Source organism: Amycolatopsis cihanbeyliensis (genome assembly GCF_006715045.1).
In the GTDB taxonomy this organism is placed as follows: domain Bacteria; phylum Actinomycetota; class Actinomycetes; order Mycobacteriales; family Pseudonocardiaceae; genus Amycolatopsis; species Amycolatopsis cihanbeyliensis.
On sequence record NZ_VFML01000001.1, the window covers coordinates 1357354 to 1383701 of the forward strand.

Below are 26348 nucleotides of genomic sequence, written 5' to 3' on the forward strand. Positions count from 1 at the left end.
AGCACCCAGGGCCGCGCGCACTGACCGCCACCTATCGCCTCCTGTGTCGCCCCGTTGACCGGCCGCCGCGGCGATGCTACACCTTTCTAATGCATTTTGCGCAACCTTCGTTGCAGCCTACGCAATAGGAGCGGCGTGATGGATTCCGAAACGATCACTCCGTGCAGGATGGACATCGCCGCGGTGGACGCGATCCACCAGGAACTGCTCGACTGGCGTTTCAAGTCCGCACCGTCAGCACTCTGGGGCAGAACGCTCGCCGAGGCCACCGCCGGTCGGCCGCGGTTGTTCGACGACGGTTTCGTCGGCCCGATCGTCGTGCTGGAGTCGGCGGCACTCGAGCACAACCTGGCGACCTTCGCCTCCTGGTGCGCGGCACACGGGGTGGCGTTGGCCCCGCACGGCAAGACGACCATGGCGCCCCAGCTGTTCGCCAGGCAGATCGAGCACGGAGCCGTCGGCATCACCGCCGCCAACGCCGGGCAGCTACGGGTGTACCGCGCGTTCGGGGTATCCCGGATCCTGCTGGCGAACCAGCTGGTCGACCCGGCGGGGCTGCGCTGGCTCGCCGGCGAGCTGGATGCCGACCCCGGTTTCGAGTTCAGTTGCTGGGTCGACTCGGTCGCCGGTGCCCGGCTGATGACCGAGGCACTGACCGCCGCGGGAGCACGTCGCCAGGTGGAGGTGCTGGTGGAGCTCGGCGCGGACGGCGGCCGCACCGGCGTCCGGGACTCCGCGACGGCGCTGGAGGTGGCCGAGGCGGTGCGGGACAGCCCCACGCTGCGCCTCGCCGGGGTCGGCGGCTACGAGGGCGCGCTCGCCCACGACGCGTCCGAGGACTCCCGCAGGACGGTGGAGTCCTATATCGACACGCTACGCACGCTGGCGATCTCACTCGCGGACAAGGGTTTCTTCGAACCCGGCCAGCGGATCATCGCCACCGCGGGCGGCAGCGCCTTCTTCGACCAGGTCGCGGAGGGCCTCGCGAACGGCTGGCCGGACCGGCTGAACGTGCTGCCCGTGCTGCGTAGCGGCGCCTACCTCACCCACGACGACGGCTTCTACCGTGGCATCTCACCCCTCGGCGCGACCCCGCGCACCGAGGGCGCCCCGCTGCGCTCGGCACTGCGGGCCTGGGCCCAGGTGAGCTCGAAACCGTCGCCCGAACTGGCGCTGCTGACACTGGGCAGGCGGGACGCATCCTTCGACCAGGGCCTGCCCGAACCGCAGTGGCACCGCCCGGCGGGTGGCGGCACCGCGAAGCTCACCGGGCACACCGTCACCGCGCTGAACGACCAGCATGCCTTCCTCGCCCTACCCGCGGGCTCGCCGGTGGAGGTCGGCGACTGGGTCGGGCTCGGACTGTCCCACCCGTGCACCGTGTTCGACAAGTGGTCCCTGATCCCCGTGGTGGACGAGGGGGAGAACGTCGTCGACTTCATCCGCACCTACTTCTAGGGAGTCCCCATGGATCTGGTCCTGCGCGGCGCGCGCATCGCCGATGGCTCCGGAGCACCGCTGCGACCCGGTGACGTCGGGGTCGAGGATGGCCGGATCGCGGCACTCGGCCGGCCCGGTTCGGTCACCGGCACGCGGGTCATCGACGCCACCGGGCTGGTACTCGCGCCGGGGTTCATCGACATGCACTCGCATTCCGACCTCCAGGTACTCGCTCAGCCGGACCACCTCGCCAAGGTCTCGCAGGGCGTCACCACCGAGGTGCTCGGGCAGGACGGGCTCTCCTACGCCCCGGTGAACGACGCCACCCTCGAGGTGCTGCGCGGGCAGCTCGCGGGCTGGAACGACGATCCGCCCGGGTTCGAATGGAACTGGCGCTCGGTCGCCGAGTACCTCGCGCGGCTGGATCGTGGCATCGCGGTGAACGCGGCCTACCTGGTGCCGCAGGGCGCGGTACGGATGCTCACCGTCGGGTGGGAGGACCGCCGGGCCACGACGGGCGAGCTGGACACGATGCGCAACCTGGTGGCCGCCGGGCTTGCCGAGGGCGCCTTCGGCATGTCCTCCGGGCTGACCTACACCCCGAGCATGTACGCGGACACCGAGGAACTGGTGGCGCTGTGCGAGGTGGTCGGTGCGGCGGGCGGCTATCACTGCCCGCACCACCGCAGTTACGGCGCGGGCGCGCTGGAGGCGTTCGCCGAGATGGTGGCCGTGTCCCGGCGCGCCGGCTGCCCACTGCACCTCGCGCACGCCACGATGAACTTCTCGGTGAACAAGGGCAGGGCCCCGGAACTGCTCACCCTGCTGGACGAGGCGATCGAAGCCGGGTGCGACATCTCGCTGGACACCTACCCGTACCTGCCGGGTGCCACCTACCTTTCCGCCCTGCTGCCGAGTTGGGCGAGCGAGGGCGGACCGGAGACCACCCTGGCCCGACTGTCCGATACGGACACTCGGGAACGGATCAGGGCGGAGATCGAGGAGACGGGATCGGACGGGGCGCACGGCGTGCCGATCGACTGGACCGCGATCGAGATCAACGGGGTGCGCAGGTCGGAGCACGCGCACCTGGTGGGGCGCAGCGTGGCCGAGTCCGCGCGGGTGGCCGGGATCGCGCCCGCGGAGCTGTACTTCGACGTGCTGGTCGCCGAGCGGCTCGGCACCTCGTGCCTGATGCACGTCGGGCACGAGGAGAACGTGCGGACGATCATGCGGCACCCCACGCACACCGGCGGCAGTGACGGCCTGCTCGTGGGGGATCGGCCGCACCCGCGGGCATGGGGGACGTTCCCCCGCTACCTGGCGCGGTACGTGCGGGAACTCGGCGTGCTCGAGCTCGCCGACTGCGTCGCGCACCTGACCGGGCGAGCCGCGACCCGGCTGCGCCTTCCGGACCGTGGCTTCGTCCGCGAGGGCTACGCCGCGGACCTCGTGCTGTTCGACCCGGACGCGGTGGCCGACACCGCCACCTTCGAGCAACCACGGCAACCGGCGGACGGGATCCCGTACGTGTTCGTCAACGGGGTCGCCGCCATCGACGGCGGCCGTCCCACCGGCGCGCTCGCCGGTCACGCCCTGCGCAGACCGGGGACGGCACGATGACCGGCTTCCTCGACTGGCTGCACCACTCCACCAGCGGCCTGCTGACGCTGGCCGCGGTGTCCATCGCCATCCTGCTCCTGCTGATCATCAGGTTCCGGATGGAACCGTTCATCGCCCTGATCGTGATCGGCCTGCTCACCGCGCTCGCGGCGGGGCTGCCGGTCGGCACCATCGTCGGCTCGGCGCAGCAGGCGTCGGACTCGCTGCTGGAGGACGGCTTCGGCGGGGTGCTGGGACATATCGCCGCGATCATCGGGCTGGGCACCCTGCTCGGGGCGATCCTGGAGCGGTCAGGCGGAGCGCAGGTGCTCACCGCGGCGCTGCTGCGGGCCTTCGGCGAGAAGCGGGCCCCGCTGGCCATGGGGATCGCCGGCCTGATCTTCGGCATCCCGGTGTTCTTCGACATCGGCATCTTCGTGCTCGCCCCGCTGGTCTACGTGGCGGCCAAGCAGGGCGGCCGGTCAATCCTGCTGTACTGCCTCCCGCTGATCGCCGGGCTGTCGGTCACGCACGCCTTCCTGCCGCCGCACCCCGGGCCGGTGGCCGCGGCCGGCCTGCTCGGGGTGGACCTCGGCTGGGTCATCCTGATGGGCGCGGTCTGCGGGATCCCGGCCTGGTTCGTCGGCGGCGTGCTGTTCTCCTCCTGGATCGGCAAGCGGATCCACGTGCCGGTGCCGGAGGAGATGCTGGCGGCGGCCAGGATGGACGGTGAGGGCCCCGGTACCACCACTCGCCCGCCCTCGCTCGGCCTGGTGTCCTCGATCATCGCCATCCCGCTGGTGCTGATCCTCGCGGGCACCTTCGGCAGCATCTGGCTGCCCGAGGGCTCCACCCTCACCGGGATCGCGGCCTTCCTCGGCACCCCCGCGGTGGCACTGACCGGCACGGTGCTGCTGGCGTTCTGGTTGCTCGGTACCCGGCGCGGGATGACGGCGAAACGGCTCAGCGAGCTGTCCGCGACGGCCCTGCGCCCGGTGGCGATGATCCTCCTGGTGGTCGGGGCGGGCGCGTTCTTCGGCTCGGTGCTGGCCGCGACCGGGATCGGCAAGGCGGTCGCGGGTTCGCTGGAGTCCGCGGGGCTTCCGGTGATCCTCGCCGCGTACGTGATCAGCTGCGGGATGCGGATCGCGCAGGGTTCGGCGACGGTGGCGATCGTGACCACGAGCGGGATCATCGCGCCGACCGTGGCGCAGCTGGGCTACTCGCAACCGCAACTGGCCCTGCTGGTGATCGCGATCGCCTCCGGCTCGATCGTCGCCTCGCATGTCAACGACGGCGGCTTCTGGATCGTCTCGCGGTACTTCGGGATCTCCGTCTCGGACACGCTCAAGACCTGGACCGTGCTGGAAACCATTCTCTCGGTGGTCGGCTTCGCCGTGTCCGCCGCGCTGATGACCATCCTGTAGTCCCCTGCAAACGGATAAGGAGAACGGCAGATGATCGATCGTCGCAGGTTTCTCGGCGCCCTCGGGGTGGCCGGGGTCGGCAGCGTCCTTGGCGCGGGAGCCGCGACCGCGGCACCCACCGGACGTCGCGGCCAGACCGTCTTCCTCGGCAGCTACTCCACCTGGGGCTCCCCGCCAGGTGCCGGGCTGCAGGTCGCCGGCAGGTCGGGTGCCGGGCTGAGCGTGCAACACACCGTCCCCGGGGTGCCGGACGCCTCGTTCTTCGCCTTCTCCCCCGGCAGGCGGACCCTGTACGTCACCAACGAGCTGGTGCCGGACGGCACGGTCACCGCGCTCGACCTGCGCGACCCGCGGCGGCCGCGCGTGCTCGGCAGCCGGACCACCCTCGGCGCGGGCCCGACGCACCTTTCGGTGCACCCCGGCGGGCGGCACCTGCTCACCGCGAACTACACCGACGGAACCGTGGTGGTGCACCCGATCCTGTCCGGCGGAGCGCTGGGCGAACCCACCGACCTGGCGCGACACACCGGGACCGAGCGCGATCCCCATGCGCACCAGGTGCTCACCGATCCCGGTGGCAACTGGGTACTCGCGGTGGACCTCGGCGCGGACTCGGTATACGTGTACAAGCTGGACACCTGGTCCGGGAAGCTGCGGCCGCACGAGCAGGTACGGCTGCCCTCGGGGGCCGGACCTCGGCATCTCGCCTTCGACCCGCACGGCCGGTTCGCCTATATCCTCGGCGAGCTGCGCCCGGAGATCACCGTGGCGTCCTGGGACGCGGCACGCGGGAAGCTGACCCTCGGCGCGACCGTACCCACCGTGCCGGGCAGCGCACCCGAACCGCAGTATCCGGCCGAGATCGCGGTGTCCGCGGACGGCCGGTTCGTGTACGCCTCCAACCGCGGCGAGGACACCCTCGCCACCTTCGCGGTGCGCGGTTACGGCCGGGAGCTGCACCGGATCGGCGAGAACGTGCCGACCGGGGGCGCCTGGCCCCGGCACTTCACCCTGGATCCCACGCAGCGGTGGTTCTACGTGGCGAACCAGAACTCGGGAACGGTCACCTGGCTGCCCCGCGACCCGCGCACCGGCCTACCCGGCGCGGTGGCGGGTGAGGTGTCCGTGCCCTCGGTCGCCGTCGTCGCGTTCCACTGCTGACAGGCAGGCCGCCTCGTGGTCTAGACCCCTTGTGTGGCACATCGCCCGGTCCTACGATCGTTGCTAATAGCGAAACGCACGTTGCGTCCAATGCAATGTCCTGAATGGAATCAGCCCATGAGAATCACTCGAACAATCGCGGCGGTCATGCTGACCGCACTCGCCGCGGCCGCATGTTCACCACCCCAGTCGGATCCGGCCGCCGAGGGAGGCGACCAGCAGACCGGGCCGCTGCGCGTCTGGCTCTTCGACGAGGCCAACCGGGCACCCAAGGAGGCGGTCGTCCAGGAGGCGATCAAGGAGTTCGAGGCCGCGCACGACGGCGTCACCGTCGATGTGCAGTGGGTCGCGGTGGAGACACGGGCCGACAAGTTCTCCGGTGCCTTCAACGACCCGGCCAACGCTCCGGACGTGGCCGAGTTCGGTAACACCGATGTCGCCAGCTACGCCGAGACCGGCGCGCTGGCCGACCTCACCGCCGACATCGAGTCCTGGTCCGCGGGCGAGGACCTGCTGCCCAGCGTGCTGGAGACCGCGAAGGTGGACGGCAAGACCTACGGGTTGCCGTGGTTCACCGGGATCCGCGCGCTGTACTACCGCACCGACGTGTTCGACGAGCTCGGCCTGCAACCGCCGAGGACGCTGGCCGAGCTGACCGAGACGGCCCGCGAGGTCCGCGCGGCCAAGCCCGAGATGTACGGGATCTCGGTGGGTGGCAAGTACACCTACGCGATGCTGCCGTTCCTGTGGGCTCACGGCGGCGAACTCGCCGAGCAGCAGGGTGACCGCTGGCAGGCCACAGTGGACTCGGAGGAGGCGAGGGCGGGGGTGACCGCCTACACCGACCTGATCAAGCCGGACATCTGCCCACCGGAGCAGTGCGCGGACATGACCGGCACGCAGAGCGTGCAGGCCTTCGCGGGTGGACAGGCCGCGATGACCGTCGGCGGCGACTTCAACCACAAGGCCATCGAGGAAGGGCTCACCGGCAAGTACGACGTGGTCCCGCTTCCGGGGACCGAGCAGGGCTCGATCGCCCCGGCCTTCGCGGGCGGCAACCTGCTCGGCGTGTTCCAGTCCAGCCAGCGCGGGAGTCTGGCCGTGGAGTTCATCCAGCTGCTCGGCAGCGCCGAGTACCAGTCCAAGATGTACGAGGCGATGGGCAACCTGCCGACGTTGAGCAGCCTGCAGCGGGAGCTGTCCGCTTCGGAGGAGTTCCTCGAGCCGTTCGTGACCACGCTGCAGTCGGGCACCAAGTTCGTGCCCAGCACTCCCGCGTGGTCACTGATCGACGCGCAGCAGGTGCTGCCGACCGCGGCGCAGCAGATCGTCACCGGCCAGCAGCAGCCGGATGCCGCGCTCGCCGACGCCGCGCAGCAGATGAACGACGCCTTCAACGGTTGAGATGACGGCAACGCGGCACACCACCTCCGCCGTCCCGCCGCCGGTGCGCACCCCGCGCCGGCGGCGGGACGGTCGCGCCGCGGCGCTGTACCTGGCCCCGGCCGCCGTGCTGCTGCTCGGCATGCTGGCCTACCCGCTTTACCAGCTCGTGCTCATCTCGTTCTACGACTACGGGCGTGCGGAGGCCGCCGGCGCGGCGCCGCTGGTGTTCCTCGGCTTCGACAACTACGCGGAACTGCTGGAGAGCATCAAGTTCTGGGTGGTGCTGGCGAAGACGATCGGCTTCGCCACCGTCTGCGTGGTGGGCAGCCTGCTGGTCGGCACCACGCTCGCGGTGCTGGCCAGCCGGGTCCGGGCGGTACCACGGATGCTGCTGTTCCTGGCCGCGCTGGGGGCGTGGGCCACGCCGGCGATGGCGGGCTCCTACGTCTGGCTGTTCCTGTTCGACGCGGACTTCGGCCTGGTGAACGAGGTACTCGCCGGGCTCGGCCTGCAGGGCATGTCCGACCATTCCTGGACCTACGGCACCTACAGCGCGTTCGGGCTGGTCGCGATGGAGGTGATCTGGTGCTCCTTCCCGTTCGTCATGGTGACCATGTACGCGGGGATCAAGGGCATCTCGGAGGAGGTCCTGGAGTCGGCCGCGCTGGACGGGGCCTCCTGGACCCGGATCGCCACCTCGGTGATTCTGCCGATGCTGCGTCCCCTGCTGCTGATCGCGACCATCCAGTCGATCATCTGGGACTTCAAGGTGTTCACCCAGATCTACGTGATGACCAACGGTGGCGGGGTCGCGGGGCGCAACCTGGTGCTGAACGTCTACGCCTACCAGGAGGCCTTCGCCGGATCGCAGTACGGCCTCGGTGCGGCGATCGGTGTGGTGATGACCCTGATCCTGCTGTCGATCACGGGCTTGTACGTGCGCTCGCAGCGGCAGAGTGTGGAGCTGTAGATGACCGTGCTGACCAGTGACAAGGCACGCGGCGGGACCGGTGTCGCGCGAGGCGGGACGCTGCCGGTGCGGCGCAGGCGTCCGGTCAGGCGGGGCCGGATGGTCGCCGAGGTGGTCACCGTGGTGATCGCCGGGATCGTGGCGTTCCCGCTGTACTGGATGGTGCTGTCCGCGCTGAAGCCCGCGAGCGAGGTGCAGTCGGCCAACCCGCGCCCGTGGACCTTCTCCCCCACCTTCGAGAACTTCGAGCGGGTGCTGGACTCGGCGGGGTTCGCGCGGTACTTCCTGAACAGCACGATCGTCGCCGTGGTGGTGGTCGGGCTCTCGCTGCTGCTGTCCTTCCTCTCCGCCGTGGCACTCACCAGGTTCCGCTTCCGTGGCCGCACGGTGCTGCTGGTGATGCTGCTGGTGGCGCAGATGGTCCCGGTGGAGGCGCTCACCATCCCGCTGTTCTTCCTGATGCGTTCGATCGGCGACGTGGCCCCGGCCTTCGGGCTGAACGAGCTCGGCTCACTGGTGCTGGTGCACCTGGCCTTCCAGCTACCGCTGGCGATCTGGATGCTGCGCGGCTTCGTGGCGGCGGTCCCGATCGAGTTGGAGGAGGCGGCCAAGCTGGACGGTGCGAGCCGGTTCCGGTTCACCTGGCAGATCCTGTTCCCGCTGGTGCTGCCCGGGCTGGTCGCGGTGAGCGTACTGGCGTTCATCCATGCCTGGAACGACTTCCTGTTCGCCAAGACGTTCATCATCTCCAAGTCGGAGAACCAGACCCTGCCGCAGGCGATCCTGGTGTACTTCAAACCGGAGGAGAACGACTGGGGCGCGATCATGGCCGGTTCCACGCTGATGACCATCCCGGTGCTGATCTTCTTCGTGCTGGTACAACGCAGACTGGTCTCCGGGCTGTCCGGGGCGGTGAAGGGATGAGTGGGTTCGACACGCTGCTGCCCCGCCCGGTGCGGGTCGCACCTTCCCGGGGCGAGTGCCTGCTCGCCGACGCGGCGGCCGTCGAGGTCCACCTCGACCCGGAGCTTCCCCCGGAGGGCTACCGCCTGGAGGTCGAGCCCACCGGGGTGCGGGCGGTGGCCGCCGACGTGGCCGGCGCCGGCCACGCCAGGCAGACACTGCGCCAGCTACGCGGCCCGGAGGCGTTCCGCGCCGCGCAGATCCACGATGGACCGTGGCGGTTGCCGTGTGGGACGGTGACCGATCATCCGTGGCTGCGCTGGCGGGGCTGCCTGCTGGACGTGGCGCGGCACTTCCGGACCAAGGCCGAGGTGCTGCGGTTCGTCGACCTGCTCGCCGTGCACAAGATGAACGTGCTGCACCTGCACCTCACCGACGACCAGGGCTGGCGGATCCGGATCGACCGCTACCCCCGGCTCACCGAGGTCGGTGGTTGGCGCGCGGGCTCGATGGTGGGCCGCCACGGCGGCCCGCAGACCGACGGGCGCCCGCATGGCGGGTTCTACACCGCCGAGGACCTTGCCGAGATCGTCGGCTACGCGGAGCGGCGCGGGGTGCGGGTGGTTCCCGAGATCGACGTTCCCGGGCACGTGCAGGCCGCGCTGGCGGCCTATCCCGAACTCGGTGTGCACCCGGAGCGCCGGCTGGAGGTATGGACCTCGTGGGGGGTCAGCGAGCACGTGCTGAACGCCGAGGAGTCCACTGTGGACTTTTTCCGGAACGTGTTCGACGAGGTGCTGGAGATCTTCCCCTCCCCGGTGATCGGCATCGGCGGGGACGAGGTCCCGGTCACCCAGTGGGAGAACGATCCGCGCAGCAGGGCCCGCGCGGCCGAGCTCGGCCTGGCGAGCCCGGGTGCCCTGCACGGCTGGTTCCTCGGCCGGATCGCGGAACACCTGCGTGAACGCGGTCGGCGGGCGCTCGGCTGGGACGAGGTCCTGGACGCGGGAACCGATCCCGGAACGTCCACGGTGGTCGGATCCTGGCGCGGAGAGGAGGCGGGCCTGCGGGCCGCCGCCGCGGGCCACGACGTGGTGATGTGCCCCGAGCAGTGGGTGTACCTGGACCACCGGCAGTCAGCGCATCCGGAGGAGCCGATCCCGGTCGGCTTCCTGCGCACCCTGGAGGACGTCTACCACTACCGGCCCCGCCCGGAGGGTATGCCGGTCGAGCGGCTGCTCGGGGCGCAGGCCCAGGTCTGGACCGAACACCTGGACACCGCGCGCAGGGTGGACTACGCGGCCTTCCCGCGGCTGGCCGCCTTCGCCGAGGTGGCGTGGAGCGGCGGCGGCGACTTCGCGGAGTTCCTGCCGCGACTGCGCGAGCACCACCTGCCCCGGCTGGACGCGCTCGGGGTCGAGTACCGGCCACTGGCCGGGCCGCTGCCGTGGCAGACCCGCCCCGGCGTGCCCGGCAGGCCGAGGGACCTCAGCATCTGACTCCTGAACGCGCGACACGATCGGTGTCAACAGCACAGCGGCGCGGAGCGCCACCGTTTGGGCGGTGGTGGGAGACGGGCGGGCAGGGCTCGGGCATGAGCCCGACCGTCTCGTCCACGACACAGTCGCCCCGCTTCCCCGGTCGTGGGCTACGCCGCGCGCGTTCTTCCGGTTCTTACAGGCAGTGACATCAGGGGGCGAGACCACCGCTCAGCTGACCCACTCGTAACGCACCTCGGGCCTGCCCACCTGGCCGTAGTGCGGCTTGCGCTCGGCGAGACCGTGCTCGGCGAGGTACTCCAGGTAGCGGCGAGCGGTCACCCTGGACACCCCGGTACCGGCGGCCGCGGCCGCCGCCGAGAGCGCCTCCCCCGCACCGGCCAGTGCCGAACTGATCGCGTCCAGGGTCTCCCCGCTCATCCCCTTGGGCAGGCTGGCGTGGTCGGTGCCGCGCAGGGTGGCCAGCATCCCGTCCACCTCGGCCTGGCCGTTCACCTCACCGGAACCGGCGAGCAGCCCGCGGTAGCGGGCGTAGCGTTCCAGCTTGTCCCGCAGGGCATCGAAGGTGAACGGCTTGAGCAGGTACTGCACGATCCCCGCGGACACCGCCGCCCGCACCACGCCGAGGTCGCGCGCCGAGGTCACGGCGATCACGTCCACCGTGCGGCCCGCCGCGCGCAGCGCCCGGCAGACCGCGAGCCCGTGGGTGTCCGGCAGGTAGAAGTCGAGCAGTACCAGGTCTACCGGCTCCCGCTCGCAGAACCGGATCGCCTCGGCACCGGAGTGCGCGACGCCCGCCACGGTGAACCCGGGAACCCGGTCCACGTACTGCTGATGCGCCTCGGCGGCGAGTCGGTCGTCCTCCACGACGAGTACCGCGATCATCCGGCGCCCTCCGTGCCTGCCCGAGGCAGGGACACCGTGAACACGGCCCCGGCGTCCCCGCCCACCTCGATCGTTCCGTCATAACGCCGCACGGCCTGGCCGACCAGTGCCAGCCCGAGCCCACGGCCGGCCGCTCCGCCGCCGGGTTTGGTCGACCAACCGCGCCGGAACATCTCCCGCGCGGTGGCCGGGTCGACTCCGGGGCCGGTGTCGGCGACCCGCAGGAACAGCGCGTCCGGATCCCTCCGCACGGTAACCGTGACCCGGGGTCGCCCCCGCCGGGACCTGGAGTCCTCGATCGCGGCGTCGATGGCGTTGTCGATCAGGTTGCCCAGGATGGTCACCAGGTCCCTGGACTCGAACCCGGTCTCCGCGTCCGGAAGGGCGGTGTCCTCGGTGAGCGCGAGCTCCGCGCCCCGCTCGACGGCATCCGCGGACTTGCCGAGCAGCAACGCCGCCAGCACCGGCTCGGAGACGGCACCCATCACCCTGTCGGTCAGCTGCTGCGCGGTCTCCAGTTCCGCGGTGGCGAAGTCCAGCGCCTCCTCGACCCGGCCGAGCTCGACCAGGGACACCACCGCGTGCAGGCGGTTGGCCGACTCGTGCGCCTGCGAGCGCAGCGACTCGGCGAACCCGCGTACCGTGTCCAACTCGCCGGTGAGGCTCTGCAACTCGGTGTGGTCGCGCAGGGTCACCACGTTGCCCATCTCGCGGTCCTTGGCGGTGACCGGCGCGGTGTTCACCAGCAGCACGCGGGTGTCGGTCACGTGTATCTCGTCGGTACGTGGCTCGGTGGCCTCGAGGGTGGTGACCAGTTCGGGGGACAGGCCAAGCTCGCCGGCGGGCCTGCCCTTCGGATCCCCTGACAGGCCGAGGAGCTCACGGGCGGCGTGGTTGCACAGCGCCACCCGTCCGTCCCTGCCGACCAGCACCAGGCCCTCCCGGACGGAACGCAGGATGGCTCGGTGGTACTCGAACATGCTGCTCAGCTCGGCCGGGGCGACCCCGCGTGTCTGCCGCCGCAGGCGGACGCTGACCAGGTAGCTGCCGAGCAACCCCACCCCGAGCACCGAGCCCGCCACGAGGAGCAGGGGCGGCAGCCGCCGGGCGAGCTCGGCCGAGACGGCGCTGACGGTGATGCCGACCGCGACCAGCGCGGTGACGTGGGCGTCCTCGGTGACCGGGGCGACCGCCCGGATCGAGGGGCCGAGCGTTCCGGTGTAGGTCTCGGTGAACATCCGGCCGTCCAGTGCGGGTGCGGTGTTGCCGAGGAACCGCCCGCCGATCCGGCCCGGGTCCGGGTGGGTGTAGCGCACCCCGGCGGGATCCATGATGGTGATGAAGTCGACCCCGGTGTCCTGGCGTACCCGCTCGGCGAACGGCTGGAGCTCGCGGCTGGGTTCCGCGGTTCGCAGTGCGGTGCGGACGTACGGCGAGCCGGCGACGGTGGCGGCCACCGCGGTGACCTCCTCGCGCGCCCTGTCCTCGGTCGCCCGCCGCGCGTCCACGTAGGCCAGCGCGGTCCCGCCCACGACGAGCACGGCCACCAGCACCACCTGCAGCACGAGCAACTGCCGGGCGAGGCTCCACCGTCTGGTCGACATGGGTTCATCCGACCACATCCGGCCTGCGCAGCGGCGCGGTGCCGGTGAACGAAATGAACACAACCGTGACCCAGGTCATAGCCACACGGATAGTCACCCCGGACCGCGCCAACGAGGGCGCACGGACTCTGGGAGGCAACGGTGCCGGCGACCGAAACGGGCCAGCGCGGGCGGACCCGCGATCGGATGCACTACCTGTACCTGGCGGTGATCGCCGCGGTCATCCTCGGGGTGATCGTGGGGTTCGCGGCCCCCGACTTCGCGGCCGGGCTCAAGCCGCTCGGCTCGGGTTTCGTCAGCCTGATCAAGATGATGATCAGTCCGATCATCTTCTGCACGATCGTGCTCGGGATCGGGTCGGTGGCGAAGGCCGCGAAGGTCGGCAGGGTGGGGATGCTCGCCCTCGGTTACTTCCTCATCATGTCCACCTTCGCACTGGCCATCGGCCTGGTGGTGGGCAACGTGCTGCACCCGGGTGCGGGGCTGCGACTCGATCCGGCCGACGCCGCCGCGGTGCAGCAGCAGGCCGGCGAGGGCGAGGGTACGGTCGACTTCCTGCTCGGCGTGATCCCGGAGTCGCTGCTGTCCGCCTTCACCGAGGGCTCGGTGCTGCAGACCCTGCTGGTGGCACTGCTGGCCGGTTTCGCGCTGCAGAAGCTGGGCGCGGCGGGGCAACCGATCCTGCGCGGGATCGAGCACATCCAGCGGCTGGTGTTCCGCATTCTCGCGATGATCATGTGGGTGGCGCCGGTCGGCGCGTTCGGGGCGATCGCCGCCGTGGTCGGCGAGACCGGCTGGGCCGCGCTGAAGAGCCTCGCCGTGATCATGCTCGGCTTCTACGCGACCTGCCTGCTGTTCATCTTCGGCGTGCTCGGCGCCGTGCTCTGGCTCGGGGCGCGGGTGAACATCTTCAGCCTGCTGCGCTACCTCGGCAGGGAGTTCCTGCTGATCGTGTCCACCTCGTCCTCGGAGTCGGCGCTGCCGAGGTTGATCGCGAAGATGGAGCACCTGGGAGTGAGCAGGCCGGTGGTGGGGATCACGGTGCCGACGGGGTACTCGTTCAACCTGGACGGCACCGCGATCTACCTGACCATGGCTACCCTGTTCATCGCCACGGCGCAGGGCAGCCCGCTCGGTGTCGGCGAGCAGATCTCCCTGCTGGTCTTTATGATCATCGCCTCGAAGGGTGCGGCCGGGGTGAGCGGAGCCGGGATCGCCACGCTGGCGGGCGGGCTGCAGTCGCACCGGCCGGAGCTGGTCGACGGGGTGGGCTTCATCCTGGGCATCGACCGGTTCATGTCCGAGGCGCGGGCGCTGACCAACTTCGCGGGCAACGCCGTGGCCACCGTGCTCATCGGTTCCTGGACCGGGGAGCTCGACCGGACCCAGTCCCGCAGGGTGCTGGCGGGCCATGACCCGTTCAACGAGGCCACCCTCGTCGACGAGCACAAGGACCCCGAGCCCGAGCGCGCGAAGGACGCGGTCCCGGCCTGAGGTCCGCTCGCGGCGGGAGGTTCCTCGGCCCGTGGCGGCGGCTCTCACCCGCGGGCGGGGTCGCCGCCCGGTCCGGCGAGGCGGGTGCACAGCCCGTGCCTGCCGCGGCGCATCATCAGGGCGTGGTTGGCGCGGAACACCGGGTGTGCCAGGGGCGACAGCCAGCGCAGGAGCCTTTTCCTGGCCACCACGTGCTGGGCGATCTCCAACCTGGTGCCCGCACCGTGCGGGTGGACCAGACCGCTGAGCATGCCCTCGAGGTCACCCGCGAGGGCGACCTCGAGCCGGCCGGCGCCCGGGTTCTCCTCCACCCGGGTCAGGTGGACCGTCAGCGCGAACGGCAGCACGGACCGGCAGACGAGTTCGGCGGTCTCGTCGTCGATCCGGCTCACCGAGCGGACGTTCGGCCACCACGAGGGGTAGCCGCCGAGATCGACGAGCGTGGCGAACACGATCGGCGGCGGCGCACCGATCGTCCAGGTGGTACGGAACCGGTAGCGAACCAGCGACACCTCCGCAGTATGCCTCGCCCGCCCGCGCCGATCGGGACCGTCGGGACGATCACTCCAGGATCGGCTGGAGGAACTGCCCGGTGTAGCTGTCCTCGTTGGCCGCGACGTCCTCCGGGGTGCCCTCGGCGACCACCATGCCACCCGCGGAGCCACCCTCCGGCCCCATGTCCACGACCCAGTCGGAGGTTTTGACCACGTCCAGGTTGTGCTCGATGATGATCACGGTGTTGCCCTTGTCGACCAGGCCGTTGATCACGCCGAGGAGCTTGCGGATGTCCTCGAAGTGCAGGCCGGTGGTCGGCTCGTCCAGCACGTAGACGGTCTGGCCGGTGGAGCGCTTCTGCAGCTCGCTGGCGAGCTTCACGCGCTGCGCCTCGCCACCGGAGAGCGTCGGCGCCGGCTGGCCGAGGCGCACGTAGCCGAGGCCGACGTCGACCAGGGTCTGCAGGTGCCGGTGGATGGCCTTGATCGGCTCGAAGAACTCGGCCGCCTCCTCGATCGGCATGTCGAGGACCTCGGCGACGGTCTTGCCCTTGTAGTGCACCTCGAGGGTTTCGCGGTTGTAGCGGGCACCCTTGCAGACCTCGCAGGGCACGTAGACGTCCGGCAGGAAGTTCATCTCGATCTTGATCGTGCCGTCGCCCGCGCACGCCTCGCACCGGCCGCCCTTGACGTTGAAGGAGAACCGGCCGGGCTGGTAGCCACGGACCTTCGCCTCGGTGGTGGCCGCGAACAGCTTCCGGACGTGATCCCAGACCCCGGTGTAGGTGGCCGGGTTGGAGCGCGGGGTGCGCCCGATCGGCGACTGGTCCACCCGCACCAGCTTGTCCACCAGATTCAGCCCGCGGACCCGGGTGTGCCTGCCGGGCACCTGGCGGGCGCTGTTGAGCTTGTTCGCCAGCACGGTGGCCAGGATGTCGTTGACCAGTGTGGACTTGCCCGATCCGGAGACCCCGGTGACCGCGATCAGGCAGCCGAGCGGGAAGGACACGTCGATCCCGCGCAGGTTGTGCTCGCGGGCGCCGACCACGGTCAGCTGGCGCTTGTGGTCCGCGGGGCGGCGGATGTCGGGCACCGGGATCTCCCGCCGCCGCGCGAGGTAGTCACCGGTCAGCGAATCCTTGTTGCGCAGGAGCTTCTTGTACGGGCCGCTGTGCACGATCTGGCCGCCGTGCTCCCCCGCGCCGGGGCCGATGTCGACCACCCAGTCGCTGGCCCGGATGGTGTCCTCGTCGTGCTCGACCACGATCAGCGTGTTGCCAAGGCTGCGCAGCCGGCTCAGCGTCTCGATCAGCCGGTGGTTGTCCCGCTGGTGCAGGCCGATGGAGGGCTCGTCCAGCACGTACAACACCCCGACCAGGCCGGAGCCGATCTGGGTGGCCAGCCGGATGCGTTGTGCCTCGCCGCCGGACAGGGTGCCCGCGGCCCGGTCCAGGGAGAGGTAGTCGAGGCCGACGTCCAGCAGGAAGTGCAGGCGGGCCTGGATCTCCTTGAGCACCGCCCCGGCGATCATCGACTCGCGCTTGCCGAGCACCAGTTCGTCCAGGAACTCGGAGGCCTCCCCGACCGAGAGCGCGCAGACCTCGGCGATGGATCGGGCGCCCTGGGTGACGTGCTCGAGGGTGACGGCAAGGATCTCCGGCTTGAGCCTGCTGCCCTGGCAGACCGGGCAGGGGACCTCGCGCATGTAGCCCTCGTAGCGCTCGCGCATGGCCTCGGACTCGGTCTGCTCCTGGCGGCGTTCCAGGAAGGGGATGACACCCTCGAAGTTGGCGTAGTAGGAGCGCTGGCGCCCGTACCGGTTGCGGTAGCGGACGTGCACCTGCTCGTCCACCCCGTGCAGGACCGCCTTCTGCGCCTTGGCCGGCAGCTTTCGCCAGGGGGTGTCCATCCGGAAGCCGATGGTGGCGGCGAGGGATTCCAGCAGCCGCTGGAAGTAGTCCGCGCTCTGCCCACCTGCCCAGGGTGCGATGGCGCCCTCGGCGAGGGAGAGTTCGTCGTCCGGCACGACGAGCTCGGGATCGACCTCCTTGCGGACGCCGATGCCGGTGCAGTCCGGGCAGGCGCCGTAAGGGGAGTTGAAGGAGAAGGAGCGTGGCTCGAGGTCCTCGATGGCCAGCGGGTGGCCGTTCGGGCAGGCGAGGTTCTCGGAAAAGCCGCGGATGCGGTGCGGGTCGCCCTCCGGCAGGTCGACGAACTCGAGTTCGACCAGACCGTCGGCGAGGCGCAGGGCGGTCTCCACCGAGTCGGTGAGCCGCTGCTTGGCGGTGGACTTCACGGCGAGGCGGTCGACCACCACCCCGATGTCGTGCTTCTCCTGTTTCTTCAGCTTGGGTGGCTCGGTCAGGGGGTAGACGGTGCCGTCCACCCTGGCCCGGGAGTAGCCTTGTTGTTGCAGGTTGGCGAAGAGGTCGACGTACTCGCCCTTGCGGCCGCGGATCACCGGGGCGAGCACCTGGAAGCGGGTGCCCTGCTCCATCTCGAGGACCTGGTCCACGATCTGCTGCGGGGTCTGCTTCCGGATCGGCTCGCCGCACCGCGGGCAGTGCGGCTTGCCGGCGCGGGCATAGAGCAGGCGGAGGTAGTCGTAGACCTCGGTGATGGTGCCCACCGTCGAGCGCGGGTTACGCGAGGTGGACTTCTGGTCGATGGACACCGCGGGCGAGAGGCCCTCGATGAAGTCGACGTCGGGTTTGTCCATCTGGCCGAGGAACTGGCGAGCGTACGCGGACAGTGACTCGACGTAGCGCCGCTGGCCCTCCGCGAAGATCGTGTCGAAGGCCAGGCTCGACTTGCCCGAACCGGAAAGCCCGGTGAACACGATCATGCTGTCCCGCGGCAGGTCGATGTCCACCCCGCGGAGGTTGTGTTCGCGTGCTCCGCGAACGACGAGACGATCAGCCACCCGAAGGTCCCTTTCACTGGTCTGGAGTGCCGATAGAGCCGGCCGCCGCGATGCTAGGACGCACCACCGACAAAATTGGTGGGCCGCTCCGGCCGGGGCGCCAAGCGGGTATGCGGCACCCCGAGCGTACGCCGCGTGGGGGCGCGCGCTCGAACGGGTGGAACGACTACGGTGGGTTGGGTGAACGTCGTAGATGAGTACACCGGGCACGTCGAACCCGGCGGGGATGCCGCCCGGCGCACCCTGGACGCGCTGACCATCACCAAACTGTCGGTCGGGCCGATGGACAACAACGCCTACCTACTCGTGTGCCGCGCGAACAACGAGGCGTTGCTGATCGATGCCGCGGCCGACCCGGAACGGATCTCGGACATGGTCGGGCACGGCACCGACCGCCCTGCCCTACGCACGATCATCACCACCCACCAGCATGGCGACCACTGGCAGGCTCTGGGAGCCGTGGCCGGGGCGTACGGTTCCAACACCGCGGCGCATCCGGAGGACGCCGGCCCCCTGCCCGTGCCACCGGACCTGCTGCTCGCGCACGGCGACACGGTCCCGATCGGCGACTGCATCCTCGAGGTCATCCACCTGCGCGGGCACACCCCAGGCTCCATCGCCCTGCTCTACCGCGACCCGAACGGCCACCCGCACCTGTTCACCGGCGACTCGCTGTTCCCTGGCGGTGTCGGGAAGACGACCTCGCCGGAGAACTTCCGGTCGCTGATCGACGACGTGGAGCAACGGGTGTTCGCGGACCTGCCGGACGACACCTGGTTCTACCCCGGCCACGGCGACGACTCCACGCTCGGCACCGAACGCCCCAAACTGGCCGAGTGGCGCGAACGCGGCTGGTGAGCTGACGACGTTTCCGAAACGGGGCTGCCTACCCAGTAGGCGGCCCTGTTTTATTGCCAGGTAACAGAAACAAGGCCCCGAACGGGGACAATCAAGCGCCGGTCCTGACCATTCCCATGCGTGCGGCGAGTCCCCGGATCTCGCGGGCGACGGCCTCCCGACGTGCACTGGCGAGCATGGTGCTGACGATATCGCGGGCGAAAGCGTTCCCCCGTGCGCGCACCGGGCCGAGCCGTTCGGCGTGGGTCAGCAGCGCGACGACCTTTTCATCCGGTTCACCCAACCCGTACAGCGCCCGGGCAGAGTCGATCAGGTAGGTCGTACGGCGAGAGTCGATCTCCAACTCGACGGGGTCGATCGTCTCGGCGAGGGCCGCCGCCGTGGCAGGATCGCCACTCTCCAGAGCGGTGGACATGCGCCACAGCACCACGTTGGCAGGGGAGAACAGCAGATGGTGCCGGTTTCCGTTCTCGACGTGCGCGGCCAGCCCAGCGGCCTCATCGAGTGCGGCGGACGGTTCACCGCCGACCACACTGTCCGCGAACCCGGCGGTGAGCGTGAGCGCACCCCGTACGTCGGCGGAATCGTCGGGCACGATGTCCAGCCCGCGCCGGGCCAGTGCACCGGCCCGGCGGTGCGCGCCCAGGCCGGACAGAGCTTGGGTACGAGCGAACTCGGCGAACGCGATCCATTCCTGGCAGAACGCGCAGGTCGTCAAGGCCGTACCGGGCAAGGCCCAGCTACCGGCCCGCGCACGCACCCTGGCCGAGGCGGCATCGAGCAAGATGGCCGCCACGGTCGCCCGCACGCCAACCGGATACGGAGTCAGCGCACTAGCCTCACGACGGCGGCACGGGCTCCTGTGGGACGCACAGCCACCGCTTCGCTCCCACAACTCATCGTCCTCGCCATGATCCTCGGTGCCGAATGGCGGGATCAGTCGCCTTTCAGGGAGCGGCGGATCTCCTCCAGCCTGTCGTGGGCGGTCTTGTCGCGTTCGGCGAGCTTGTCGTCGAACGACCTTGCTTCCGGCGTCTCACCGGCCAACTCGGTTGAACCGAGCGCCGTCGTGAATCGGTTCTCGATCCGGTCACGCACGTAGTCGAAACTCGGCACGCCGGCCTCTGTGTAGTCGCCTTCCGGAGACGGCGTGACATCGTCGGGCATGAGCGTCCCCTCTCGTCGTATCCCATTGTGCGCTCAGTACCCGCGTCCTGCCGATGGGCGCCCAGCGGTCAGCCGGTCGACGACATCCGTATGCGTTTACGCCGCCCTGCGGTGAGTTCGTAGCCGAAGCCGAAGAGGGTGATCGCGAGCATGCCGGACTGCATCGTCACCCGCCGGTCGTCGGCCTCGGCCCGGGTGGTGGCGCGCCACCCGCCGGACGACAGAGCCATCGCCGCCCCCGCGAGATTCATCGCCGCCCACGCCAGGTTCAGCCGAGCCGAGGAGTCCTCGCCACCCAGCGGGGTCAGGCAGCGCTTCCCCGCAATGCCCATCACCGCGTGCGGGATCGTATTGACCAGCAGGGCGCCTGCCAGGAAGTCACGTTTCGGCACGCCGCACCTCCCTACACCAAATGAACACTGTACATTTAAGAGTCGGAACTCTATATGAACGGTGACCATATGACAAGACCCGCCCGACGTGGCGCGCCGCCGGCCGGGGAGCGGCTGACCAGGGGCACGGTGATCACCCGCGCGACCGCGCTCATCGAGCGCGATGGTGCCGCCGCATTCAGCCTGCGATCCCTGGCAAAGGAGTTGAACGTACGACCGGCCGCCCTGTACAACCACGTTGAAGGGCTGGACGACTTGCTGGACGCGGTTGCCGCCCGGTTCCTCGCCGGGTTCGAGCTCACCGCCGCGGACGAACACTGGCCGAGTTGGATTCGCGCCGTGGCCTCGAGGCTGCACGGGCACCTGCGCGCCCGGCCCGAACTGACGCACCTGGCGCTCTCCCGTGGTCCCGACACCGCCGCCGGCCCCGCTCTCATGCATCGATTCCTCGAGCATCTGGTCTCCGCGGGCGTCTCGCGTGCGGTCGCCCACCTCGCCTGGCACACCGTCCTGACGGTGGTGATCGGATCGGTCCAGCAGGAACACGCCCGGAACCGCGACCGGACCGACACCTTCGACGCCGTCCTCGCCGTCGCCATGAACGGGCTCGTCACCATCGCCCACCGTGACCCCGACGATCGGGCCACCGCGCTGCTCCACGACCACGCGGTGGGACGAGCCTGACGGCTTCGCGATCGACCCCCCGCGACGCGATCGGCAACCGCGACCGGCGTCGCCTTCAGTCGACGTCCAGCAGCTCCTTGAGCTTCCCGGCGAACGCGGCCGGCTGGCCCGGCATGCCGTACTCGTCACCGAGAAATCCGCCGTGATGGCTGGGAAACACGACCGGCGCGGAGCCGAGGCGGCCGGCGATCTCGCGCGTGGCCCGCGCGGTCAGCTGGCCTTCGGACTCGATACCCAGCGCCAGGTGGATCATCGTGGATGCTGCCGCCAGCGCGCCGAAGTCGAGCTCGTGGCTGGGAACGGTGAGCATGGCCGTGCCGAGCAAAGGGTCGTCCCGGTTGCCGTCGTCCTCGGCGGGCAGGCCGAACTGGGCCGGTTCCGGTGCGGGTCGCTGGGACCAGTCCTCGGGCAGCTCGCCGGTGTGGCGGGTCAGGGCGATGAACTTGGCCATGGCCGCGCCCATGCCGTCGCGCTGGTACGTGTCGTGGATGTCGCGGCAGGCCTCCTCGAGTGGCTCCCGGTCTGGCAACACCGACACCGTGGGTGGCTCGTGCGCGACGAGGATCCGCACCTGCTCGGGGTGGGCGGTGACCAGGGCCAGCCCGTTGATCGCCCCACCGCTGCTGCCGAAGATGTTCACCATCGGCACGTCGAGATCGTTGATCACGTGGTGCAGGTCCTCGGCGTGCACATCCGGTGTGATCTCGGAGTCGTCGGCCCGTTCGCTGCGACCGGTGTGCCGGGGATCGTAAGTCACCACCGGCCGGTCGGTGAGGTAACCGGCCAGCGTGCCGAACCCGGCCGCGTCCATCGGCGAGCCGATCAGGAACACGGTGCGTTCGGCGGCGCCGGGAGCGGACAGGTCACCACGGATGTCGTACCGCAGACGCGCGCCTGGTACGTCGAGGACTCGGGTTTCAATGCCGGACATGGGAGGCTCCTTCGAGTATCGGCCGTCCATCAAAATAGATCGTAGTTCGAAGATGCGGCCCACGAAGTCGCCTCACGGGCGTTCGGCAACGACCTTCGGTCAGCGGCTGTCGAACCGGCCAGTGCCGCGCGTTCACCCGCGCAGCGCTTCGTCCACTTCGGACAGCAGCTTCGCCTTCGCCCGGGCACCGACGATCGTCCGCAGGGGGTGTCCGGCACGGAAAAGCAGTACCGCCGGCAGCGACATAACCTGGTAGTCGCGTGTCACCAGCGGGTTCTCATCGGTGTTCACCGTGCACACGACGAGCGAGCCCGCCCGCTCCCCCGCGATCTCCGCGAGCACCGGGGCCATCATACGGCAGGGTGGGCACCACCGTGCCCAGAACTCCACCAGCACGGGGTGATCCCGGAGCAACACCTCGCGCTCGAAGGTGTCATCGGTGACCGCGGACACCTCGTCACGCAGATTGGTCGGTGACATCAACACTCCCTGTCCTCGTACACGTCGTCGTCGATGGGCCGGTCCGTAACCCGGCACGGCCCTGGCTGTCTCACCAGCGCCCTGGCCAGTTTGGTCAGCAGGCCGGCCCGTACGGCGTTGAGCCGCTCGAGGCAGGCATCGACCTCCGCGAGCCTGCGCCGGTAGACCTCGACCGAATCGGCGCAGGCATCCCCGGCGTCGTGGCCGGCACGCAGGCACTCGACGAACGGCCTGGTGTCATCCAGGCTGAGCCCCGCTGCCTGCAGCATCAGGATCTCACTGACGAGCCGGAGGTCCTCCTCGTCGTACTCCCGGTAACCGTTCGCCGAGCGGCGCGCGGGGAGCAGCCCCTGGGCCTCGTAAAAACGCAATGCGCGGGTCGTCGTCCCGGCGCGCCTGGCGAGTTCCCCGATCCGCATGCACTCGACGGTAAACCTTGACGTGGGAGTCAAGGCAAAGCAACTCCTCGAACAGTCGATCCGGCGCTACGCTGCACGAATGGCAAGCGAGCACGAAGCCCTGGCGCTGCGTCCCGCCAACCCCGAGGACGCGCAGGCGATCGCCGAGATCTGGCAGGCCGGATGGCGTGACGGCCATCTCGGACACGTTCCCGATGCGCTCGCCGCGGTGCGAACCGAGGAGTCTTTCGCCGTGCGCGCCGAGCAGCGGGTCGGCGACACGGTGGTAGCGACCGTCGACGGCGCGGTGGTGGGATTCGTGATGGTGGTCGGGGACGAGGTGGAGCAGGTCTACGTATCCACACCGCACCGCGGTAGCGGCGTGGCCGCCGTGCTACTCACCGAAGCGGAGCGCTTGGTGGCGGCGAATGGTCACGACCGCGCCTGGCTCGCCGTTGTTGCCGGCAATGCCCGGGCTCGCAGGTTCTACGAACGCAACGGGTGGGCCGATGAGGGACGTTTCGACTACCCGGCCGCCAGTGACACCGGCCTCATCCCGGTCCCGGCACACCGCTACGTGAAGCGAACACCGCCCGGATAATCACCTGATCGTGGCTCGAACATACGGTCGAGTATACGGTATGGTGAGGCTGTGAGCAGGACTTTCGGCATCGACACCTCCCGCATGGGCGAGGAGGAACTACTGGCCGCGCTGGGCGAGATCGAACAGCAGCGGCGAGGTCTCTATGCCCGGGAGCTGGCGGTCCTGGCCGAGCTGGACGGCCGCACCACCGCCGCACGCAAGGGCTACCGGGATGTCGCGGCGCTGGCGCGGGAGATCCTGCGCATCAACGCTTATGACGCCCGGCAGCGGGTGGCGCACGCCCGGGCAGTGGTGGCCCGCTACGCCCCGACCGGTGCCCCGTTGGAGCCGGACCTGCCCGACGTGGGCACGGCTCTGGCGGAAGGCGCGATCGGGCCCGAACATGTGGAGGCCATCCGGGCCACCGTGGCCAGGTTCCCGCAACCGGTGAGCCTGCCCGATCGGGAACACGCGGAGGAGTTGCTGACCAAGGCCGCGCGGGAGTACGAACCGCACACCGTGACCGCGCTGGGGCGGGAAATCGTGGCCCGCCTGGACCAGGACGGGAACCCACCCACCGACGAGGATCTGGTGCGGCCCGCCCGGTTTCTGGACTGGCGCGACACCCGTAACGGGCGGCTCCGCGGCAACGTCGAACTCGACGTCGAAACGGCCGCCCTGCTGACCGGGCTGATCGAACCCCGCGCCAAACCTCACGGCACCAACGAGGAACCCGACCGGCGCGGCAAGTACCAGCGCCAGGGCGATGCGTTCGCCGAGGTGCTGCGGGTGGCCGCAGGATGCCCGGAGGACGGGCCCACCGAGGCCGGGGAACCCTTCAGCGTCATGGTCTCGGTGACCCTGGACGACCGTGAAACACGGCACCGGATACGGGCTGATCAACGGGCAGGAATCGTGTCCGGCGGCGCAGATCCGCCGGATGGCCTGCGATGCCTATATCGTTCCCGCCGTACTCGGCAGCAAGGGCGAGATCCTGGACATCGGGCAGAAGCGCCGCACCGTACCCCTGGCCATCCGGCGGGCCCTGATCCTGCGAGACAAAGGGTGCGCCTTCCCCGGCTGCCGGAAAAAGCCGAAGCAATGCGACGCGCACCATGTTGTTTTCTGGGCCAACGGCGGCCCTACCGCACTGTACAACCTCGCACTGCTCTGCCCTTTTCACCACAACCTGATCCACCACACGGAGTGGGAAGCCCGGATGCGCAACGGGCTCCCCGAATTCATCCCACCCGCCTTCCTCGACCCGGAACGAAAACCCAGGCGCAACCTCCTCCACCGCCAAGGAAAGGAGGCCGCATGAAACTGTTCCTAGTCGGCGATGAGGACGTTGCGTGTTCGAGCGCCGATGCCCCGTTCCTGCTGGCGGCGCACCAGCCAACATCCGGCCGCTACCCCACTGCCACCATGCTCGGGGTGTACCAGGTAGGCCGGGGCGGTGTTCTCGAAAGCGACGATCCCGAGCCCAAGCGGATCGTCCACCGCGGCCGTCCACTGGCAGGTGAAGGATTCGGCGACGAGGGTGTGCGGGTTGTTGCCCGCCACCCCGCGGACCAACTCCAAGCCTTCCAGTGGCACCGGGCGCCAACGCGCCCCGGCGGGCACGTCCACTGGCCCGAGCATGGACAACGGGATGACAATCAGGTCGCCCTGGGCCTGCGGGCCATCGACTACCGGGATGGTGGTCTGCCTTTCCAGGTGGTCCAGCACGTCGAGGCCGGTCCGGTCGAGCAGTTCGGCAAGGTCCATTGTGATCACCTAGGAGAGTGCGAAGGGTCAGGTACGGCGTCGCAGCTGGGCGTACTGGGCTCCCCTCAGCCCGTATGACCAGCCGGCCGCGTCGATCGGATCGTCGAACCAGGGCGGCACGTGCAGCCCATACTGGCGGCGGGTGCCATCGCGCTCAACCGAACCGTTGACGGCGTGCAACAGGCGGGTCGGTGTGACTCCCCGGTGCCGCGGGAGGTCATAGAGGCTCAGCTCGCAACCGGGGTTACCTGGATCGGCCGCCCTTCCGACGAGCGCCAGGCCCGCCCGGTCGATGAAGGTCGACCAACCGATGCGTTCGATCGCGCAACGGCGCACCTCGGCGTTGCGTTCGGCGGTAATCCGTCGCACAGTGGGCGCGTCGATCACCCAGGATGGTACCCAGGTGCCGTGCCAGGCATGCGCGGCCCAACCGTCCGGGAAGACCACGGCGGGACCGTCGGCATGGTGCAATCGCACCTCACCGTAGGCGTTTCCCGGCGCAGGTTCGGTACGAATCGCCGAAGGGCGTTCGGCGACCACACACCTGCCCGCGCGTGGCCACCACCAGCCGCAGGAACGCGCGAGGGTGGCCCACAGCTCCAGTTGCTCCGCATCCGTAGCGGAGAAGCAACCACCGCACACGCGGCGATGTAGGTCGTAATGCGCCACCCAATCAGCTTCGTGCTGGCCGTACCAGACGAGGCCGAGTCGCTCGGGCAGCTCGGCCCGGAGCACGCCGGCGATGGAGTGCCTTGCGACCCGACGCAGCACCCCACTGACACCTCCGTCCACAAGAGACTCCACTCTCGTGCCCGACCGCAAGGCCGGCACCGGATCCGGGGGTAGCTCGGCTGGGCTTGTCAACGGTTCCCGGCCCGTTCCAGCGCGCCGGTCCAGCCGTCTGCGCAATCTGGACGCGAGTGTCGCCATCCGACTTTCCAGCGGCCAGGGACCGGCGGGCCGGAACGTGAGGTCCGGTGGGAGTAACCGCACGGCCGCGGCGGGTGAGTCCACCCATTCGAACGTCGGGCGGGACTCGCCGAGCAGCGTGTACAGGCCCGCTATGGCATCCTCGGCCGCGCGCCGGTCGGCTGGTCCGGTACGGAGGATGTGGCGCAACCATTCGCCGCGGATATCGATGGCACGCCACCAGCGGTCGAGCTCTGCGGAGGGTTCCGGTGGGACGGCGATCCGGCGGGACTTTCGCCCGCGACGCCCGCTCAACGCGGCTGGGCGTATCCGCCCTTTCCATCAGACATGGCCACGATCATGGCAGCCATGAACCCGACCCGCAACCATG

At 69.8% G+C, this 26348-nt stretch carries 24 protein-coding genes; 13 read left to right on the forward strand and 11 right to left on the reverse strand.

Annotation, left to right across the window (positions count from 1 at the left end):
- Window positions 1–138: 138 nt before the first annotated feature.
- The 8 genes from FB471_RS05830 (at window position 139) to FB471_RS05865 (ending at window position 10388) form a co-directional block, all read left to right on the forward strand.
- Window positions 139–1458 carry an amino acid deaminase gene (locus tag FB471_RS05830; protein ID WP_246076254.1) on the forward strand — a complete coding sequence of 440 codons (1320 nt, stop codon included), beginning with the start codon at window positions 139–141 and terminating at the stop codon, window positions 1456–1458.
- A 9-nt stretch (window positions 1459–1467) separates the two neighbouring features.
- Window positions 1468–3063 carry an N-acyl-D-amino-acid deacylase family protein gene (locus tag FB471_RS05835; RefSeq protein ID WP_141996290.1) on the forward strand — a complete coding sequence of 532 codons (1596 nt, stop codon included), beginning with the start codon at window positions 1468–1470 and terminating at the stop codon, window positions 3061–3063.
- Entirely contained in the window at window positions 3060–4469 is a 1410-nt protein-coding gene (locus FB471_RS05840) for a GntP family permease (protein ID WP_141996291.1), read from the forward strand. Before FB471_RS05835 ends, FB471_RS05840 begins: the two co-directional genes overlap by 4 nt.
- Before the next feature lie 30 nt (window positions 4470–4499).
- A complete protein-coding gene (locus tag FB471_RS05845; RefSeq protein ID WP_141996292.1) occupies window positions 4500–5630 on the forward strand; it encodes a lactonase family protein in 1131 nt (376 codons plus the stop codon).
- A gap of 117 nt (window positions 5631–5747) precedes the next feature.
- Complete coding sequence (locus tag FB471_RS05850; RefSeq protein ID WP_141996293.1) at window positions 5748–7034, forward strand: extracellular solute-binding protein; 1287 nt, start codon at window positions 5748–5750, stop codon at window positions 7032–7034.
- A 1-nt stretch (window position 7035) separates the two neighbouring features.
- On the forward strand, window positions 7036–7986 hold the full coding sequence (locus tag FB471_RS05855) for a carbohydrate ABC transporter permease (RefSeq protein ID WP_141996294.1): 951 nt from the start codon (window positions 7036–7038) through the stop codon (window positions 7984–7986).
- 99 nt (window positions 7987–8085) lie between these two features.
- The gene (locus FB471_RS05860) at window positions 8086–8910 is read left to right on the forward strand and encodes a carbohydrate ABC transporter permease (RefSeq protein WP_246076679.1); all 825 of its coding nucleotides are present in this window, start codon (window positions 8086–8088) and stop codon (window positions 8908–8910) included.
- Complete coding sequence (locus FB471_RS05865) at window positions 8907–10388, forward strand: beta-N-acetylhexosaminidase (protein WP_141996296.1); 1482 nt, start codon at window positions 8907–8909, stop codon at window positions 10386–10388. The genes FB471_RS05860 and FB471_RS05865 overlap by 4 nt, the downstream gene beginning before the upstream one ends.
- A gap of 210 nt (window positions 10389–10598) precedes the next feature.
- Here FB471_RS05865 and FB471_RS05870 read toward each other — a convergent pair whose 3' ends face one another.
- On the reverse strand, window positions 10599–11273 hold the full coding sequence (locus tag FB471_RS05870) for a response regulator (protein WP_141996297.1): 675 nt from the start codon (window positions 11271–11273) through the stop codon (window positions 10599–10601).
- Window positions 11270–12877 carry an ATP-binding protein gene (locus FB471_RS05875; protein WP_246076255.1) on the reverse strand — a complete coding sequence of 536 codons (1608 nt, stop codon included), beginning with the start codon at window positions 12875–12877 and terminating at the stop codon, window positions 11270–11272. The genes FB471_RS05870 and FB471_RS05875 overlap by 4 nt, the downstream gene beginning before the upstream one ends.
- 186 nt (window positions 12878–13063) lie before the next feature.
- Between FB471_RS05875 and FB471_RS05880 the strand changes: the two genes are divergently transcribed.
- Window positions 13064–14371: a cation:dicarboxylate symporter family transporter gene (locus FB471_RS05880; protein ID WP_142001617.1), complete on the forward strand. Its 1308-nt coding sequence runs from the start codon at window positions 13064–13066 to the stop codon at window positions 14369–14371.
- A 44-nt stretch (window positions 14372–14415) separates the two neighbouring features.
- On the opposite strand, the gene FB471_RS05885 is transcribed toward FB471_RS05880, so the two are convergent.
- Together FB471_RS05885 and uvrA are read right to left on the reverse strand one after the other, a co-directional pair.
- Window positions 14416–14883 carry an SRPBCC family protein gene (locus tag FB471_RS05885; RefSeq protein ID WP_141996299.1) on the reverse strand — a complete coding sequence of 156 codons (468 nt, stop codon included), beginning with the start codon at window positions 14881–14883 and terminating at the stop codon, window positions 14416–14418.
- A 49-nt stretch (window positions 14884–14932) separates the two neighbouring features.
- Window positions 14933–17788 (reverse strand): excinuclease ABC subunit UvrA, encoded by a 2856-nt coding sequence (gene uvrA, locus FB471_RS05890; RefSeq protein WP_141996300.1) that lies wholly within the window; start codon window positions 17786–17788, stop codon window positions 14933–14935.
- A 180-nt stretch (window positions 17789–17968) separates the two neighbouring features.
- Between uvrA and FB471_RS05895 the strand changes: the two genes are divergently transcribed.
- Window positions 17969–18646 (forward strand): MBL fold metallo-hydrolase, encoded by a 678-nt coding sequence (locus tag FB471_RS05895; protein ID WP_141996301.1) that lies wholly within the window; start codon window positions 17969–17971, stop codon window positions 18644–18646.
- Between the two features lie 91 nt (window positions 18647–18737).
- On the opposite strand, the gene FB471_RS05900 is transcribed toward FB471_RS05895, so the two are convergent.
- The 3 genes from FB471_RS05900 to FB471_RS05915 all read right to left on the reverse strand — a co-directional run bounded on the left by FB471_RS05900 (window position 18738) and on the right by FB471_RS05915 (window position 20205).
- Entirely contained in the window at window positions 18738–19454 is a 717-nt protein-coding gene (locus FB471_RS05900; protein WP_246076256.1) for a hypothetical protein, read from the reverse strand.
- A 128-nt stretch (window positions 19455–19582) separates the two neighbouring features.
- Window positions 19583–19813, reverse strand: coding sequence for a hypothetical protein (locus FB471_RS05910; protein WP_141996302.1), 231 nt, complete (start codon window positions 19811–19813; stop codon window positions 19583–19585).
- A 68-nt stretch (window positions 19814–19881) separates the two neighbouring features.
- The gene (locus FB471_RS05915) at window positions 19882–20205 is read right to left on the reverse strand and encodes a hypothetical protein (RefSeq protein WP_141996304.1); all 324 of its coding nucleotides are present in this window, start codon (window positions 20203–20205) and stop codon (window positions 19882–19884) included.
- Between the two features lie 69 nt (window positions 20206–20274).
- Here FB471_RS05915 and FB471_RS05920 point away from each other — a divergent pair, with 69 nt between their 5' ends.
- Complete coding sequence (locus FB471_RS05920) at window positions 20275–20889, forward strand: TetR/AcrR family transcriptional regulator (protein ID WP_170220716.1); 615 nt, start codon at window positions 20275–20277, stop codon at window positions 20887–20889.
- 55 nt (window positions 20890–20944) lie between these two features.
- On the opposite strand, the gene FB471_RS05925 is transcribed toward FB471_RS05920, so the two are convergent.
- The 3 genes from FB471_RS05925 to FB471_RS05935 all read right to left on the reverse strand — a co-directional run bounded on the left by FB471_RS05925 (window position 20945) and on the right by FB471_RS05935 (window position 22719).
- Entirely contained in the window at window positions 20945–21820 is an 876-nt protein-coding gene (locus FB471_RS05925) for an alpha/beta fold hydrolase (RefSeq protein ID WP_141996308.1), read from the reverse strand.
- 132 nt (window positions 21821–21952) lie between these two features.
- The gene (trxA, locus tag FB471_RS05930) at window positions 21953–22300 is read right to left on the reverse strand and encodes a thioredoxin (RefSeq protein WP_141996310.1); all 348 of its coding nucleotides are present in this window, start codon (window positions 22298–22300) and stop codon (window positions 21953–21955) included.
- Window positions 22300–22719 carry a MerR family transcriptional regulator gene (locus FB471_RS05935; RefSeq protein ID WP_141996312.1) on the reverse strand — a complete coding sequence of 140 codons (420 nt, stop codon included), beginning with the start codon at window positions 22717–22719 and terminating at the stop codon, window positions 22300–22302. The genes trxA and FB471_RS05935 overlap by 1 nt, the downstream gene beginning before the upstream one ends.
- Before the next feature lie 79 nt (window positions 22720–22798).
- Here FB471_RS05935 and FB471_RS05940 point away from each other — a divergent pair, with 79 nt between their 5' ends.
- Entirely contained in the window at window positions 22799–23299 is a 501-nt protein-coding gene (locus tag FB471_RS05940; RefSeq protein ID WP_141996314.1) for a GNAT family N-acetyltransferase, read from the forward strand.
- Between the two features lie 51 nt (window positions 23300–23350).
- Window positions 23351–25126: a DUF222 domain-containing protein gene (locus FB471_RS34455; protein ID WP_211357956.1), complete on the forward strand. Its 1776-nt coding sequence runs from the start codon at window positions 23351–23353 to the stop codon at window positions 25124–25126.
- On the opposite strand, the gene FB471_RS05960 is transcribed toward FB471_RS34455, so the two are convergent.
- Complete coding sequence (locus tag FB471_RS05960; protein WP_141996320.1) at window positions 25076–26272, reverse strand: DUF6745 domain-containing protein; 1197 nt, start codon at window positions 26270–26272, stop codon at window positions 25076–25078. The genes FB471_RS34455 and FB471_RS05960 overlap by 51 nt on opposite strands.
- Between the last annotated feature and the right edge of the window lie 76 nt (window positions 26273–26348).

Bases quoted from the DNA above. Each gene is read 5' to 3' on its own strand.
- trxA (WP_141996310.1), bottom strand. From the start codon at position 22,300: ATGTCACCGACCAATCTGCGTGACGAGGTGTCCGCGGTCACCGATGAC.
- FB471_RS05920 (WP_170220716.1), top strand. From the start codon at position 20,275: ATGACAAGACCCGCCCGACGTGGCGCGCCGCCGGCCGGGGAGCGGCTG.
- FB471_RS05840 (WP_141996291.1), top strand. From the start codon at position 3,060: ATGACCGGCTTCCTCGACTGGCTGCACCACTCCACCAGCGGCCTGCTG.
- FB471_RS05935 (WP_141996312.1), bottom strand. From the start codon at position 22,719: ATGCGGATCGGGGAACTCGCCAGGCGCGCCGGGACGACGACCCGCGCA.
- FB471_RS05850 (WP_141996293.1), top strand. From the start codon at position 5,748: ATGAGAATCACTCGAACAATCGCGGCGGTCATGCTGACCGCACTCGCC.
- FB471_RS05875 (WP_246076255.1), bottom strand. From the start codon at position 12,877: ATGTCGACCAGACGGTGGAGCCTCGCCCGGCAGTTGCTCGTGCTGCAG.
- FB471_RS05855 (WP_141996294.1), top strand. From the start codon at position 7,036: ATGACGGCAACGCGGCACACCACCTCCGCCGTCCCGCCGCCGGTGCGC.
- FB471_RS05865 (WP_141996296.1), top strand. From the start codon at position 8,907: ATGAGTGGGTTCGACACGCTGCTGCCCCGCCCGGTGCGGGTCGCACCT.
- FB471_RS05880 (WP_142001617.1), top strand. From the start codon at position 13,064: ATGCACTACCTGTACCTGGCGGTGATCGCCGCGGTCATCCTCGGGGTG.
- FB471_RS05870 (WP_141996297.1), bottom strand. From the start codon at position 11,273: ATGATCGCGGTACTCGTCGTGGAGGACGACCGACTCGCCGCCGAGGCG.
- FB471_RS05940 (WP_141996314.1), top strand. From the start codon at position 22,799: ATGGCAAGCGAGCACGAAGCCCTGGCGCTGCGTCCCGCCAACCCCGAG.
- FB471_RS05910 (WP_141996302.1), bottom strand. From the start codon at position 19,813: ATGCCCGACGATGTCACGCCGTCTCCGGAAGGCGACTACACAGAGGCC.
- FB471_RS05835 (WP_141996290.1), top strand. From the start codon at position 1,468: ATGGATCTGGTCCTGCGCGGCGCGCGCATCGCCGATGGCTCCGGAGCA.
- FB471_RS05925 (WP_141996308.1), bottom strand. From the start codon at position 21,820: ATGTCCGGCATTGAAACCCGAGTCCTCGACGTACCAGGCGCGCGTCTG.
- FB471_RS05845 (WP_141996292.1), top strand. From the start codon at position 4,500: ATGATCGATCGTCGCAGGTTTCTCGGCGCCCTCGGGGTGGCCGGGGTC.
- FB471_RS05830 (WP_246076254.1), top strand. From the start codon at position 139: ATGGATTCCGAAACGATCACTCCGTGCAGGATGGACATCGCCGCGGTG.
- FB471_RS05860 (WP_246076679.1), top strand. From the start codon at position 8,086: ATGGTCGCCGAGGTGGTCACCGTGGTGATCGCCGGGATCGTGGCGTTC.